12 protein-coding genes are annotated in these 15,597 nt (G+C 38.3%); 1 reads left to right on the top strand and 11 read right to left on the bottom strand.

The annotated features are described in order from the left end of the window. Positions 1–43 precede the first annotated feature (43 nt). The 6 genes from VXN63_RS07055 to VXN63_RS07030 all read right to left on the bottom strand — a co-directional run bounded on the left by VXN63_RS07055 (position 44) and on the right by VXN63_RS07030 (position 8,089). Positions 44–2,101 carry a beta-galactosidase gene (locus tag VXN63_RS07055; protein ID WP_327757320.1) on the bottom strand — a complete coding sequence of 686 codons (2,058 nt, stop codon included), beginning with the start codon at positions 2,099–2,101 and terminating at the stop codon, positions 44–46. A gap of 39 nt (positions 2,102–2,140) precedes the next feature. Continuing rightward, a complete protein-coding gene (locus tag VXN63_RS07050; protein ID WP_442915301.1) occupies positions 2,141–2,995 on the bottom strand; it encodes a sugar ABC transporter permease in 855 nt (284 codons plus the stop codon). Continuing rightward, positions 2,991–4,247: a sugar ABC transporter permease gene (locus tag VXN63_RS07045; RefSeq protein ID WP_327757318.1), complete on the bottom strand. Its 1,257-nt coding sequence runs from the start codon at positions 4,245–4,247 to the stop codon at positions 2,991–2,993. The genes VXN63_RS07050 and VXN63_RS07045 overlap by 5 nt, the downstream gene beginning before the upstream one ends. A 73-nt stretch (positions 4,248–4,320) precedes the next feature. Next, positions 4,321–5,592 (bottom strand): sugar ABC transporter substrate-binding protein, encoded by a 1,272-nt coding sequence (locus VXN63_RS07040; protein WP_327757317.1) that lies wholly within the window; start codon positions 5,590–5,592, stop codon positions 4,321–4,323. 127 nt (positions 5,593–5,719) lie between these two features. Further along, entirely contained in the window at positions 5,720–6,712 is a 993-nt protein-coding gene (locus VXN63_RS07035) for a LacI family DNA-binding transcriptional regulator (protein ID WP_327757315.1), read from the bottom strand. Positions 6,713–6,784: 72 nt separating this feature from the next. Beyond that, positions 6,785–8,089, bottom strand: coding sequence for a TIGR02679 domain-containing protein (locus tag VXN63_RS07030; RefSeq protein WP_327757314.1), 1,305 nt, complete (start codon positions 8,087–8,089; stop codon positions 6,785–6,787). Positions 8,090–8,378: 289 nt separating this feature from the next. Between VXN63_RS07030 and VXN63_RS07025 the strand changes: the two genes are divergently transcribed. Continuing rightward, positions 8,379–10,634, top strand: a complete 2,256-nt coding sequence (locus VXN63_RS07025; RefSeq protein ID WP_327757313.1) for a S8 family peptidase — start codon at positions 8,379–8,381, stop codon at positions 10,632–10,634. 481 nt (positions 10,635–11,115) lie between these two features. Here VXN63_RS07025 and VXN63_RS07020 read toward each other — a convergent pair whose 3' ends face one another. The 5 genes from VXN63_RS07020 to VXN63_RS07000 are packed head-to-tail and all read right to left on the bottom strand — an operon-like array spanning position 11,116 to position 15,591. Then, positions 11,116–11,829: a hypothetical protein gene (locus VXN63_RS07020; RefSeq protein WP_327757312.1), complete on the bottom strand. Its 714-nt coding sequence runs from the start codon at positions 11,827–11,829 to the stop codon at positions 11,116–11,118. Between the two features lie 41 nt (positions 11,830–11,870). Next, entirely contained in the window at positions 11,871–12,551 is a 681-nt protein-coding gene (locus VXN63_RS07015; RefSeq protein WP_327757311.1) for a hypothetical protein, read from the bottom strand. Between the two features lie 43 nt (positions 12,552–12,594). After that, on the bottom strand, positions 12,595–13,473 hold the full coding sequence (locus VXN63_RS07010) for a hypothetical protein (protein ID WP_327757310.1): 879 nt from the start codon (positions 13,471–13,473) through the stop codon (positions 12,595–12,597). After that, positions 13,454–14,401, bottom strand: coding sequence for an ATP-binding cassette domain-containing protein (locus VXN63_RS07005; protein WP_327757309.1), 948 nt, complete (start codon positions 14,399–14,401; stop codon positions 13,454–13,456). The genes VXN63_RS07010 and VXN63_RS07005 overlap by 20 nt, the downstream gene beginning before the upstream one ends. Next, positions 14,398–15,591, bottom strand: coding sequence for a hypothetical protein (locus VXN63_RS07000; protein WP_327757308.1), 1,194 nt, complete (start codon positions 15,589–15,591; stop codon positions 14,398–14,400). Before VXN63_RS07000 ends, VXN63_RS07005 begins: the two co-directional genes overlap by 4 nt. Positions 15,592–15,597: the final 6 nt, after the last annotated feature.

Raw genomic sequence — 15,597 nt, 5'->3', positions numbered from 1 at the left:
TATTGAAATAATCCAACACCCTATTCTGTTATCTTTATTTTGGCTAGTTGTTTTTATCTACTACGAGTACTTCATAAGGTTTCAGTGATACATCACCACTTAACGTTTCTCCCGTAAAGCTATCTCGTACGTCTTCCAAAATTTCAATCGCTTGTTCTTCTTCAGTGAAGTTCATGATAAATATGATAGAGGTTCCATCATCCAATATTCTTCCTTGAACAGAAACGCCTATCTCATGCTCAACTTTCAGCCCCGGAGAAAGATCTAGCTTCTCAATCAGGTGACTATAGAAGTCTCTATTAAAGTCATCTTCAGCTCTTGCTCCGATATAATAAGCTTCCCCATCTTTGTAATTATTTAAAGTTACTGCTGCGCTATCCGCATAGAAGTCCCCTTCATATTGCGCCAGTACTTCTGCTTCTTTGACGTCGATAATCGTTGCGTAGTCACGAATCGCGTACTGTTTGTTGTTGAATGTTAGTTCATTTGAATCACTCGTGTAGTAAGTGTCTGTTTCAAGTGGTTCAATTCCAAAAACTTCCTGAAGCTCTTTTTTCCACCCACCTAGATACGTTAGATCGTGTTCATTGACTAATCCGGTAATATAGCTTGAAACCAAGGTTCCACCATTCGCTACATATACTTTTAAGCGCTGAACAGTTTCTTCACTCATTAAATAAAGCATGGGTACGACAAGTAATTTATAATCTTTAAATGTGTTTTCCTTTGTGATGACATCTACAGGAATATCTTTTTCCCATAAGGACTGGTAATGTTTTTGCAAAGTCTCTGGATACAATTTCGTCTGTAACCCAAATCCTTGCGTGTGTTCAAGCGCCCAATCACTATCCCAATCATAGAGCAAACCGACTTCTGCAATCCTTTGAGATCCTACGACTTTTTCAGATAGATCTTCCATTGCTTTTCCAAGTCTAGCAACTTCTTTGAATACTCTATTTTCTGTAGAGCCATCATGGTCAACCACTGCACCGTGGAATTTTTCTGAAGATCCACGAGATTTTCTCCATTGGAAATAAAGATTACTATCAGATCCATGTGCTAGCATCTGCATAGCAGATAGATAATGCATACTCGGTCTTTTTGCTTTATTGAACTGATGCCAGTTCACATGGCTTGGAGTTGACTCCATTAGTAGCCAAGGTTTTTGTTTCATACTCTTGAATGAATCATTCATAAAGCCAACTTTAGATGCTAATTCATATGTTTCTTCGTAATCATTATGCCACGCTGGATAAGCATCCCAACTAATCACATCGACTTCCTTGGCAAATTTACTGTAATCTAACGCTCTAAATGGCGTGAAAGAGGGATTATCTGACATGAAATTCGTTGTAATAGGTACTTCTGGTGTCAATTCACGTAAAGGTACAATCTCATCTTTATAGAAACTGATCGTCTGGTCCGTTACAAATCTTCTCCAGTCCAAATTCAGTCCATGCACAGCATTTTCTCCGATTGGAGAGGGTGATTCGATTTGTTCCCAATTTGTAAATGTATGACTCCAGAAAGGCCCCCACCATGACTGGTTTACTTTGTCTAAGTCGTTATCATATTGTACTTTCAGCCAATCTCTGAACGCTGTTTGACAAAGATCACAATGACATTCCCCACCATATTCGTTTGAAATATGCCACATTAATAAAGAAGAGCGTTTTCCATATCTCTCAGCTAATTTCCGGTTCATTTCTTGTGCTTTTTCCCGGTAGTACGGAGACGTAAAGCAGTGGTTATGTCGAGCACCGTGGAGTTGTTTTCTTCTTAGCGCGTCTACTCTTAATACTTCAGGATACTTCTGGGACATCCAGGCGGGTCTTGCTCCACTTGGCGTCGCTAGAATCATATTTCCACCCATCGCTTCTATTCTATCGAATATATCATCAAGCCATTCAAATGTATAGACACCTTCCTCTGGTTCCAAAGATGCCCAAGAAAACATCCCTACCGAGAATGTATTCGTATGTGCTTGCTTCATTAACTTGAAATCCTGATCAATAATACCAGGACAATCCAACCATTGATCGGGATTATAATCTCCCCCGTGTAGTAGTCTTGTGTCTTTAGTCACTTGGTGCTTCTTCATTTAAATATTCCTCTCTTTTTTACATTAACTTGAATTAACTTAGCCTTTAGTACCTCCAGCCGTCAGACCAGAGACAAAGTGTTTTTGTAAGAATAAAAATGCAATCGCTACAGGAATACTTATTAAAATTGCTCCTGCGGCAAAAGTTGTATAACTCGCTCCTTGACGTTGATTGACCAAATTATATAGCCCCAAAGGTAAAGTATAGGTTTGAGGCGATCTTAAAATAGTGGAAGATAGAATAAAATCTCCTAGCGGTCCAGTAAAACTATTCATAGCCACTACAGCAAGCATTGGTCTAGCAAGCGGCATCAAGATTTGCAAGAAGATACGTGTACTTCCTGCCCCATCAATACGTGCACTTTCATCTAATTCAATCGGAATAGAATCAAAGTACCCTTTCATTAAGTAGGTGTTCATCGGAATCTGGCCACCTATATATAAAAGAATTAACAGCCAATGGTTGTTCATCATCCCTAGCATTTGAGCTAATACATATAACGCAATTAAAGCCGAAAATTGAGGGATCATTTGTAGTAGTAAAAATAGTACAAGTCCATTTTTTCTACCTTTAAACCTGAAACGAGAAAAAGCATAAGCCGTTAAAGATACACAAAACAATGTGCCAGCCATTGTAAATATGCTAACTTTCATAGAATTGAAGTACCATTGAACATATTGGATACTATTATCTCCAGAGAATAACCTTTGGTAATGAAATAAAGTCGGATTGTCCGGTATCATCTTGGTACTCACTAAACTGTTACCTGGGTTAAAGCTAGCTCCAATGGTCCATAACAATGGATAGATGATTATGATCATGACTAAAATTAAAAAACTATACGTGAAAAATAATCGTGCTAATTTACTTTTTTTTGAAGAGATCATCTTAATTTACTCCTTTAAATGACTTTGTTCTTCTAAATTGCCATAGCGCAATGGAAATGACGAAGATAGACAATAGGATCGTTAATGCCGCTGCCAAAGCGAATTGACTTGATGACATAGTCAGAGAATAAATCCACGAGACTAATATATCTGTTCCTCCCGCATTTGAACCAGACACTGCTGGTCCACCACCATTGAATAGATAGATAATATTGAAATTATTGAAGTTAAATGTGTATTGCGTAATGATGATTGGTGAAATGGATATAAAGATTAATGGCAAAGTAATGGTTTTAAATTTTTGAATAGCTGAAGCTCCATCTATAATGGCCGCTTCATACAAATCATCTGGAATGGACTGAAGTACGCCCGTCGTAACGATAAATACATAAGGAAAGCCTAACCAGCCTTGGATTCCAATCAAAGCAACTCTTGACCAAAATGGATTCGTTAGCCAAGGGATAGACTCAATTCCAAGGAAAGAGAGCAATCCTGTATTGATTACACCAAAACTATCGTTAAATAGACCTGCAAAAATCAAAATGGTTACAAATCCAGGAACTGCCCATGGCAATACCAAAATCGTCCGAATCAACTTTTTAAACTTAAGGTCTTTTTGATTCACTAGAACTGCTAGGAAAATCCCTATACTAACTTGCAATGTTGTTGCCAATAATGTCCAAATTATTGTCCAACTAAGTACATCAAAGAATGTTGTTCTCCAAATATCCACTGTGAATATCTGAATAAATGTATCGAACCCTACCCAATTAATTAAATTAGCGGGTGGTGAATTGTAAAGATTGTAATTTGTAAATGCGATTGAGAAACTGAATAAAATTGGAAAAACAACAGAAAAAACTAGTAACAATAAAGCCGGTCCACTAATTAAATAGGGATATCCTTGATCTATCAAATTAAAGTATTGTTCTTTTAAAGTGAATAGAGGTAATTCCTCATCTCTTCTTTTTCCCACTCTGTAGGCATCTCGTATATTAAATAGATAAAAAGCTAAACCGAATGCGACGACGATAACCGCTAGAATTCCTTGCGCTAGTAAGAAAACTGAATTATCACGTGGAACCTCTGTACCTAATGTTACAATTCCCCATAAACCAATGTTGAGTAGATCTGCAAATACAAAACCAAAAGCTATCGTAAGCACCAAAAATAGAGCACCTTTCAACCATTGTCGATTGTACAATTGCCCTAGACCTGGCACGAGAGACAAAAATGCTGCCTTCTTTTTATGTTGCATGTTTCATGACCACCTTTTCCTTCTTCTTAATAGCAAAGGTATCTCCCTTAAGAGATACCTTTTACATGCTCTATTAATTTCCGCTATGGTTTGCTTCAATCTGACTTCTAACTGATTCAACAGCGCTATCTAATGCTGCTTGTGGCTCTTCAGATCCAGTTGCAACCGTTTGTAGTGCTGAATCTACAGGCGTCCATACTTCGTTCATTTCTGGAATGCCTGGCATCAACTCTGCATATTGAGACTGCTCAGCTACTGCTTGTGCTGACTCACTTTCAGTAACAATTGGATCGTTAGCTAGTGCTTCAATTGCAGGTACTTCCATTGTATTCTCATAACGAGTTAATTGGTTCTCTTCATTTGTCAACCATTCAACTAGCTCTTGAGCTAGTTCAGGATACTGAGAGTACGAGCTTACATTGTAACTCTTGACTCCTACAAATGAACTCATTTGATCGCCATTTTCAAGTCTTGGAAGTGCCATCACACCATAATCAATTCCTGCTTGTTCAAACGGCCCAAGGTTCCACGGTCCAGAAATAACTGCTGCTGCTCTTCCTTCGCTGAATAAAGAATCTAAAACGTTGATTCCTTGTTCTCCGATAATACCACTAGGGAAAAGTCCTTCTTCATAGAATTTTTGGATATATTCAGTTGCTTCAACGGCACCTTCATTGTTCAATCCAATATCCTCTGTATCATAGTTACCATCGTCATCCATTCCGAAAACATAACCGCCGTAACCACCCATAATACTTTGTGCATAGTAAATTTGATCCCAAAGTGCTAGGAATCCATAATTGTCTCCCTCAGTGGCCTCTTTAGAGAACTCATACCAGTCATCCAGTGTTTCAGGTAAGTTTTCTTCATCCACTAAGTCGCGGTTGTAATATAGAACAGTTGTTTCAACTGCATAAGGTAACCCATATACAACGCCATCTACTGTCTGAGACATCATAGCGGAATCTGTATACATACTTGTGACTTCTTCATCAACATTCAAAGCTTGAACCAAGCCTTCTGTTACAGCAGTTCCAAGGTTGTCATGAGGCATTGCAAAAATATCTGGTCCTGTTCCGCCCGGTCCATCTAAGCGCAAATCTTCAATATTATCTCCATAAGGTTTTTCTTGAACTTCTACTGTTACATTATGTTCTTCCTCAAAAGCTTTAATGGCTTCTTCTGTTCCGACCATTTTGTCAACGTCTTCCCACATGACGATTGTCGCACCATCACTGTTCTCTGGCTCTGTTGATGTTTCACTGCTAGACTCTCCAGGTCCACAAGCTGCAAGAAGGGAGCTGACGATTAAACCACTACTCAATAAGTAAAATTTATTTTTCATAAGGTTACATTCCTTTCATCTCTTAAATCGATTGTCATTTAGTTTACTTCTAAAGTATATAAAACCGTTTACCATATGTAAACGGTTTTATTTTACTTTTTTAGTAAAACATTTTACTGGAAAACAACTATATCGTTGTTTTCCGAACAATCAAATCCGATTCTATGAATAATTTTTTCCTATAAGTTCTTTCTTCAAGAATTTGTTCAGACAAAAGCTTCATTGCATTCGACACTAAGGCATTCACATTTATACTAAAGGTTGTCAGCGGAGGAGTAACGAACTTAGCTAAGCTAATATTATTGATACTAATGATGCTGACCCTTTTAGGCACAGAGTATCCTCGTTTGTTCAAGACTTGAAGACACCCTAGGGCTATAGCATCAGATGCAACAAAAAAGGCCGTGGGCATCTGATCATTTAGCTCGGAAATAGCCTGTTCCATTAGTTCAACACCCGTTTTGAATGTAAATCCACGTTTAGTAAAAATATATTGTCTGTTCAATAACTGAATTTCTTCCATTTTCGCTACAAACTCTTTTTCTCTAATATCAGGATAATCTTTGTCTATATTTCTATCTACATAAGTCCCGCCGATAAACCCAATCTTTTCGTGACCACTCTGAACGAAATGATCAATCGCTCGGTCTGTTATTTCAAATAGATCAGGTCTAACAGAATCGTACTTAGTGGTTTCTGGAGAAGTATCGATGAACACACCATTTTGAGTGATTGACTTCAAACGGTCTAATTCCTCTTTTTTAAAATTCCCTACCGCTATAAACCCTTGTATCGATGACGGCACAACCTCTATCCCTTCTTCAATCGTATAACAAGTAATTTCAATGTTATATTTTTTTGCTTCTCTTTCGATCTCTTGTCTCATTTCTCCAAAATAGACATCTTCAAGCTCTGATTCTTGAGTCAACCAATAAAGGAATGCAATATTTAGTAGCGGAAAATCGAAGGTTTTTTTTCGATAACCTAATTTTTTTGCAGATTCAATCACTCTTTTTCTAGTAGCTTCCATAACGTTCAAGCTAGGATCGTTGTTCAATATTCTCGACACCGTTGCTATAGATACTTTAGCATCTTCAGCCACTTTCTTTATCGTACTCATGCCTTCACCTTCTCAATCTGTTTTTACTATATAACTTGTGATGAGAGTATATTATAAAAGACGCCTAATAGTCTATTGGTAATAGTACTTCAACTCACTGATTATCTCGTCAAGTAGCATTTCTTGACACGCTGGATTCCCTCTATCTTTCATTTCATCTTTTAAGCAAGAAAAAATATCCAACGAATAGGTATTCAATATCTCAAGGTCTTTGTCAGTCAAGTGTTTGTCTTTAGATCTTGATGCGAGATAGGATGGAACATCCATTTTCCAAGGCTGCGAGTTTTCCGGGTACCTCATCAGTATGGTCTCTGCTCGCTTGATACCTTCTGGCGTAATGTCTCCACAATATCTAATATCTGTTTCTTCTTCAGCAAGACGATCCAACAGTTCCATTGTTGCCAGTGTTAGCTTACCTTGCGTACAAATCATAGGGACATTTGGAACTTCATCCAAAATGTTTGAAAATACGACCGGGTTCTCGATCACCCATACAATTTGAGCTTCATGAGCTGGATAAGCAGCCACAATATTGATCAACTCTCGTATCGGAGCGTTCATCACACTATGCGAGTGTGCGGCAGATTCCCACATAGGATGATATCCTTCTATGGTTTCTGCATAAAGATTCACTAGTGTTGTGTAGTTGGTAACATCATCTCTCAAAATATTGAACTTCAATAAAAGCTGGTTCACTTCTTCGCTGCTCCCTGGAATGGTGACCGGCTCTATCGCATGATATCTTGCATCTTCAGCAAGCACATGAAGTAAAAGCTTTCCAAGAGTCGAATGACGCTCAAAAGCGTGTGGTTCTCCTGCAACAATCTGTCCAAATAAAGCTAAACGAATGGGTCTTTCCGGTAATAGTCGAATGGCTTCAGAAAGATGAAGGACATGGTCTTCAAATACCTTTGGTGATTCAGAAATCAGCTGATAAATCCACTGGCTATCGTAGGTTCCTCTTTTAAGATAGTTGAACCAGCTTGTCAGTAGAGCATATTCTCTTTCAAGATAATCTAAGAAATTCTTCATTTCCTGATGCGGCTGCTTTCCTTCTGTTTCTTTAATACTCAGCATATCTTTGAAGTATTCTGTCAGAAACGCATCCAGTGATAAAGACAAATCGAACTGTTCCTGCATTCTGGCTTCAAACAGATTCGTGTCGATTTTTGTCGTTCCATTTTCTGAATCTAAGTTTGTTTTTAGAAATGTTTTAACAGGCTCAAGCTCTTCTTCTGTAAACTCTGAGACATCTACGGGTCCTAAAGGATGTTTTGCAGCGTCATATTCATTTTTGAACAACAAAAATAAATGAAAAAAGATTTCATTTGATTTGAAATAAGTTAAAGCTTTTTTTATGGATTCAGGTCTATTCATGGGTCATTACTTCCTTTTTATTGAATTTATAAGTTTAATTAATAGAATATTCTTTATAATAAGCTGATTCTTTTCTTCTCAAAACACTTTGTTTTCCTGATAAAGCCATTATAATAGAACAACAAGGTAATTTTTTAACAAAATATGACAGTTCCCGTTACAATTTGAAAAAACAGAGTGATTTCTCTCTAATATTGTAACACGTCTATGATAAGATATTTTTAATGATTTAAACGATTATCATGATAAATTGATGATTTAGATGACAAGATTCAAAGGAGATTGTTTAGTGAAAAAGCTTATACTTAAATTTGGTTCACTGTTTTTAGCATTTATGTTTATATTTACACTGCTCGCTCCAACCTATTCTGTGTTTGCTAGTGAAGAAACGGCTGACAGTGACGAACTCGTTGATATCATTGTTCGTTATGAAGAGACCGTTCCAGATACTGAAACGCTCGATCCAAGCTATAAAAATGTGCGAACGCTCGACTTCTTGCCCATTCAAACGATGACCGTTCCTGCTTCAGCAGTGAAAGAAATCAGCCGACAAAAAGGCGTCAGACGCGTCAGTTATGATCAGGAAATGACAACTTCTGAAGACACGGAAGTTTCTAGTAGAGCTTTAACAGATAATGATTGGAATAATGAAATGGTCGGTGCTTTCGATGCTTGGGATGAAAATATTACCGGAACAGACATAAAAGTAGCGGTTATCGATACTGGTTTTTACAATCATCCTGATATCACCTACGCTGGTGGATATAGTATTTTCGACGAAAACCACAAACTTGGCGCTGATGACTGGCGTAATGACCATGATGGGCACGGAACACACGTCGCAGGTATTATCGGTGCTTCTACTCAGTCTCCCGTTCGTGGGATTGCTCCAGGTGCGTCTATATATGGTATTAAGGTTTATCATAAAACCCAAAAAAACTCGACTTCTGCTAGTAATTTATTACTTGGTATTCAAGAAGCAGTGAAAATGGGTGTTGACATTATTAACATCAGCTCTGGATTTCAAGATCCGAATCAAGACATTCACGATGCGATTATTTCTGCCACGAATGCAGGCATCCTTGTTGTTGCTGCAAGTGGGAATGGAACAGGATCTTCTGGTATAGACTATCCTGCTGCGTATCCAGAGGCGGTTGCTGTTGCTAACGTGGATAGAAACAGAACAATTGCTAGTGATTCTAAAGTTTCACTTGAAAACGAGTTGGCTGCACCTGGCCGTTCTATTAATAGTTTAAGTAATACCGGAAGTGGTTACGCCGAAAATTCTGGTACTTCTCAAGCAACACCACACGTTGCGGGAATTGCTGCTTTATTGATGCAAAAACAAGGCACCAGACAAGTTCGTTCACTTCTTCAAAAGAATGCTACCGACCTCGGCCCTGAAGGTAGAGATGACCGTTATGGGTTTGGATTAGTGCGTTATTCAAAAGAAGTACCTATTGAAGAAGAACCAACTGAAGATACTCCAGAGGAAACCGTCCCTGAAGAAACGGAACCGGTTGAAGAAATACCTTCTGAAGAAGTTGAAGAGGAACCTGAAACAGAACAACCTCAAGAAGAAGTAGTAGAGACACCTACAGAATCAGAGCAACCTAGTACAGAACCTGAAACAGAAAGCCCTTCTGAATCTACAGATGTTCCTGAAGAAACCATACCCGAAGAAACTCCAGATAATGAAGAGGCCGCTTCAGAAGAAGAAGAACAGCCTGTAGATGTTTCTGAAAATGCTGTTTGGATACGTCCGTCAGAAAGTGATGGAACAGCCTTACTTTCTAAAGAAGACTTTGCATCTGTCGCAGATAATGGTGTAATCGCTGTTTCATTTGACGCAACAATGGAGTCCGTTGATCAACTTTCCTTAACAGCTGAACAAGTTCTTGTGTTAAGAGAAAGAAACATCAGTATCTTGATTGCTAAATTAGATATGGAATGGCTTATTCCTTCAAGCAATTTCCAAGAAGGGGAAACGGTTTTAAGGTTCAGTAACGACCTTTCACAAGAAGTTTCTAGTATTGAAGAAGCTAAAAGCCCTCTTTACCAAATGAACATGATTGTAAATGGCGCAAGTATCACAGAATTCGAATCCAATATGACGTATCGCTTCTTTTCAGCTGCTGCAGAAGAAAATCAAGATCACTTATATCTTTGGAGTAATGATCAAGAAGAATGGATCATTTTAGATAGTACTTATAAAAATGGTGCTGTCGTTTCTGATTTAAACGCAGTTGGAACTCTAGGCGTCTTCTCTCCTGTTGCTTTTGAAGAGACTGAAGAAGAGCAAGAAGATATTGGAGAAGAAACGGAAGTCGATGAAGAAGAAACAGACGAAGAAGCCGTAATGTCTGAAGAAACACCGACTGACGAAGATCAAAACACTGCAGAGACTGAAGATGCCGAAGCGAATCAAGCTGGCGTTTCTGATTCTGTAAATATCCCCAAGCCAGCCGTTATCATTGGTGTGGTGACCCTCGCATCATTTGGCGGAGGATTCTATTTCTTTGGTGGTAAACAAAAAATAAAATAGTTTAAACAAAAATAGGAGAACCGAGCGATAGAATGCTCGATTCTCCTATTTTTTTAGTTAACTGAACCGATAAGACCCTCGACGTTTTTGCTTATTTCTGATGTAGTACATTAAAGGATTTAAAATACTCAGAACAAGTATAGCTAAGTAAGTGTAAAAGCTGATAGAATCACCTTCCAAGGAAAATCTATCTAGTACCTGGTTTTCAATTACAAGCAGTGCGCTAGCGATAACCAGATGCGTTATTGAAATTGACAAGATGGAGACCATGTTGATTTTGGAATCTCTTCCTTTGGGGATAAGAGAGACGATCAAAGTCAGCACCAAAACTCCTAGTAAGATATAAAAGATAGGACGAAACAGTGTAAAAGCTTCCATATTTGTATTCAAGCTCCTTTCTCAGTAGTCTAAATTTCATTCTACAGCGTACTGAGAACAAACACAATATCAGTTTGATACCGAATAGATTACAATATAATCTCTAATATCCCAGACTTGTCCCTTTAGTCGGCTGGTGCCCTAAATTCCAGTTCTTAAATACTTCTGAAGGATGAATGATTGTGATTGGAATCTCACCTGTTGCTTGTTCTGCATCTATTTGATTGATATAAAAAGTGCCCAAATAAATCGGCGACTCAGCTATGAATCCCAACGATTCGAACCTGTTATCCAATAGTCGGAACTGACTACCTGAAAGATGCGTTGGTTCGTCTGTATAAACGACCTCTCCTGTATAACGCCAAGCATATTTCTCTTCGTCTCCCATAGAAAAATAATGTTGCCGCCCAGTTGTTCCCAAGTAGGTATACTCTATTTGTTCTTCTACTGGCTGTTCTTCATACATGTCTAACTCCTGAAAACGAGCTAGCAAGTTCATAGACTGATAACTCTTTACGAGTTCTGGACTTTCCAAGACTTCGTAACCCATTATTTCGTAACGGTCTCTGACCCCAGCATTGACTAGGCTAGATTGTTCCAGCCAATGTCGATAACTTGTGTGCTGAAAGTACCCATATAAAATAGCGCCTACTGCAGAAAGCAAAACAATCGTTGCGCCTATTTTTCTATTCTTGCTTTTTTTATCTGTATAGTAAAAAAGAAATAAGATGACAATTAAAAGAACCATTAAGATAACAAATAATACTGGCAAAATCATCGTGTAAAGTGTTTCTCCTTTTACCCAAAACTCATACATTCGTTTACCTTCTTTTTATTTAATTTGACGCTACAAACTTTTTACGATGTAATCCATTCTGTGAATGCCTCTGAAAACGGAAAAACTTCTGATGGAATATCTTGTTCTGCTTGATCAAACGCTTCTTGATTGATATAAATGGTCTCTAGATAGTTCGGCGTACTCGGTGTGAATCCAAGCTGTTCAAATCGATCATCATTCAACTCAAAAGAAACTCCTGTTATATGGGTAGTTTCATTCGTAAACTCGACGTCCCCTGTATACCAGAAGGCATACCGTTCGTCGCTACCAAGCGTAAAGTAATGACGGTTGTCTCTTAAGCCTAAGTAACGATTTGAAAGTTCCCTACTCTCTTCACGAACACGGTACATATCTAGCTGACTGTATTGTTCTCTTAAATCGATCTTCTGATAAGCTAAAGCCATCTTGGGATCTTCTAGCACAACGCTTCCCATGATTTCTCTCTGGTTTCGAACACCAGGGTTAACATAAGCTGACTGCTCGATCCAATGTCGGTATTTTATGTGTTCCCAGACAGAAAAGACTAAGGTGCCTACAAAAACGGTTAAAAATAAGCCCCCCATAATCTTTCTCTTCTTGCTATCCTTAGTCGTATAGTAAAAGATAAAGAGACCAACAATCAGCATCATGAAAAAAATAATAGCTACGATCGGCAACACTGTTCCGTAAAAAAATTCTGCTTGTTTCCAGAATTCGTACATCTTTTTCTCCCCCGTATGACCTTCTTATTTTCTTACCTCTACGTCATTCTACTTTGATTAACTCTAGTGTATGAACCATCGGTATAGATAAACGATCTCCTGCCTCTAGGCTCACTGTCGGTCTTTGTGTTTCAGCTTGTTCTATCGCTTCAAGTTGAAGCTGATATTCTGTTTCATTGATATAGCCATCTTTTCGTTCATTTGCGAGTTCTTCTTTGGTCATAGTAGCTTGAGGCATTGACAGCTCAATGATTCTAGGTATCTCATCCCCTTGATACCAGTACATACTACCTACTCCGGGAGCAACGACATTCGCAATTTCATACACACCAGAATCAATTTGTTTCCCTACTTCATATTGACCTGTTATCAATATTGTACTCGTATCTACTTGCATCGGATCCTCATAATGAACCATGACTTCTGGATTTTCTCCGACTACTTTAATCGTATGTCCTTCACGCAGATCTACGTAAGCTTCTTTAATTCCTGCCGCGTCATTGAAAAGCGTTTCAAAGTAAAGATGATCTTCTTCATCCATTATCGTCACTGTACCTACATGAATCATCCGCTTATCAGGAGCAAAATCACTGTCTGCCCCCCTCATATAAACTCTACCAGCCGGCAAATCTTCACCAATTGTATAGTGACCGGATTCTAAAAGAACAGGATCTTCCCCCGTAAAGTCCAGAGCCGGATCGTTTAACGAAGGACTAATGGATTCTTTTAAATACAGTTCTTTATTCTTTCCAATGATTTCTCGGTGATCTCTGTAAGCAGCGACAGCTTCTTCGTCTATTTGGACAGGTTCTCCGTCATAAGTTGGTGTTCTAATCCCCGCATAGCTCGAGCATCCAGCAAAAAACCCTATCAGCATAATCGTTCCAAATATTTGAGTAATTTTATTCTGTAGTTTCAACATCCGCCTGATTCCCCCTATCAAACGAGTGGATTTCTAGTCCATAAATGTGCGAGTAGTATTCAGATGTGCCTAGAGGACCAACTTTTAACTCTGTATTTTTCAGCGACCTAATTTGTCTGAACAACACTATCTGTTCTTCTTCGGTCAATGCGTCAACTGGAATACAAAGCACACTATTACCTAAATGAATGGTTTCTTCAGGTAATAACATTGTCTGTTCCAGCATACGCACTTGTTCCTTTGAACAAACGACCTTGTAAAAATCTGGTTTCCGCTCATGATGATCATTGATCCTGAATAATTTCTTGTCTTTTAAGAAAAAGACTTTATCGGCATACTCATCTAAGTTGTCCAATAAATGAGAAGCAACGATGATAATTTTCCCGGATTTTCTTAATTCAATCAAAATATCTGATACTAGTGAAACATTCTCTGGATCCAGACCATTCATTACTTCATCCATAAACATGACCGGTGTATTGGCAGCGACCATCATGGCAAAACAGAGTCTTTGTCGCATACCAAGAGAATAGGTTCTTACGGGACGCCCGACATAATCTCTCATCTGTAATTGATCAATAATGTCCTCTACAGCTAATTCTTTTCCTGACCAGACTTTTGCATACATTTGAATATGTTCTGTACCGGTAAAATTTTCATACAGATCATCTTGATTTGGAAAAAAAGTGATTTGCTTGTGAAGCGCTAATACATCGGCTTCCTTCTCTGTATATTGTTTTTCGTTCAGGTAAACTTCGCCTTCTTTAACTGGAATAAAACGCATCACTGCATTAAATAAGGTTGTTTTTCCTGTACCATTTGGTGCGACTAAACCAATGATGGTTCCTTTATCTATTGTAAAGCTGATATTTTCTAGTACGGTTCTCTTTCCATAAGCAATCGTTAAATTTTTCACGGTCAATGTCATAATGATTTCCTCCTTTTCAAACCGAGTGTCTGTGTCGGAATCAGATTAAAAATATATTTGAAAGCAAGCTCTAAAATCACCCAGAGTATAAACAGTACGATCGGCAATTTCCAAATTTCTATTGCCTCTAATCCGTATATTCTAGCGCTTGTTCCTTGAACGACTTGTTGAATATTAAAATAAAAAGAAGGTTGCCAAGAAGAGACGGACGTTAATTGTCCCCCAATTGCTGGAAGAAAATATAAGCCTGTTACAAGTAATATCGTTAAATAGATATTTCGAATTATCCAGCTTAAACCGTTCGCAATCAATAATACGATAAAACTTAAAATCATACCCGAACCTAGCAAAATCAAGGTATATTGCCAAATTGGAAGATATTCGGTGGTCTGATTTAAATAAATCGGGACCGGATAGTTTAATGTTCCTGATGTTTCAAAGAATAGACTACCTAAATAACTTGTAACGACTCCCAGAAGTGTCACAGACCAGATAATTCCCCACAACATCAAACTCCGTGACCGCCATTGCCGCTTCCAAGAGATTGGAATGCCTTGAGTCACACTCCAATTTTTGACTTGGTCTCTCGTAAACTGATCACCTGCCAGAAGTGCAATGAAGATAAATAAAATCACTCCTGTTACTAACTCAACTTGCTGTTTTAAAATTTGTGAGGATGCTAGCGGATTCCACTCGATATTTAAATCATCGGCTTCAAGCGCTTCATAAAATTTCAAGTCTTTTTCTATCTCTTCTTCTGCTGGTAGATAAACTTCTTTTAAGAGATTGAGTGATTCAAATTCTGTCGCATTGTACAAAAATTGATTGTTTTCAGCAATTTGACGACCGTTACTTAAATAATCAGAAACAACCTCTTCAACACCAGATACTGTATTCCCTTCTTGTTGCGCTAATATGTATTGATTCAATCCTATCAAAGTAGCATTTCGGCCAAGTGCCAGCTGAACGTCTTCGCCTGTTTCTCCTTCAAAATGCTGATCGGGTATGAGTCTGAAGATTTGCTGTGCATCTGCGTATTCTCCTCTGAGCTGCATAACTGGCAACACCACTTCTTGCTGGCGATATAATAAGGAGAAAGTTCCGAAAAATAGTAAAAACCCTAACGCTATGACTCTAGTTTTCCAGTCCCTTACAATCTTTAACCACTCAAAATAAGCGATTTTTTTCATCCAACT

Source organism: Marinilactibacillus sp. XAAS-LB27, assembly GCF_036039175.1.
Classification (GTDB): domain Bacteria; phylum Bacillota; class Bacilli; order Lactobacillales; family Carnobacteriaceae_A; genus Marinilactibacillus.
Note: the sequence above shows the minus strand (reverse complement) of the source record. Positions and strands in the feature narration are given on the sequence as shown.

Coding starts and splice junctions, on each gene's coding strand:
- VXN63_RS07030 (WP_327757314.1), bottom strand. CDS start 8,089: ATGAATAGACCTGAATCCATAAAAAAAGCTTTAACTTATTTCAAATCA.
- VXN63_RS07040 (WP_327757317.1), bottom strand. CDS start 5,592: ATGAAAAATAAATTTTACTTATTGAGTAGTGGTTTAATCGTCAGCTCC.
- VXN63_RS07015 (WP_327757311.1), bottom strand. CDS start 12,551: ATGTACGAATTCTGGAAACAAGCAGAATTTTTTTACGGAACAGTGTTG.
- VXN63_RS07055 (WP_327757320.1), bottom strand. CDS start 2,101: ATGAAGAAGCACCAAGTGACTAAAGACACAAGACTACTACACGGGGGA.
- VXN63_RS07005 (WP_327757309.1), bottom strand. CDS start 14,401: ATGACATTGACCGTGAAAAATTTAACGATTGCTTATGGAAAGAGAACC.
- VXN63_RS07010 (WP_327757310.1), bottom strand. CDS start 13,473: ATGTTGAAACTACAGAATAAAATTACTCAAATATTTGGAACGATTATG.
- VXN63_RS07045 (WP_327757318.1), bottom strand. CDS start 4,247: ATGCAACATAAAAAGAAGGCAGCATTTTTGTCTCTCGTGCCAGGTCTA.
- VXN63_RS07035 (WP_327757315.1), bottom strand. CDS start 6,712: ATGAGTACGATAAAGAAAGTGGCTGAAGATGCTAAAGTATCTATAGCA.
- VXN63_RS07020 (WP_327757312.1), bottom strand. CDS start 11,829: ATGTATGAGTTTTGGGTAAAAGGAGAAACACTTTACACGATGATTTTG.
- VXN63_RS07000 (WP_327757308.1), bottom strand. CDS start 15,591: ATGAAAAAAATCGCTTATTTTGAGTGGTTAAAGATTGTAAGGGACTGG.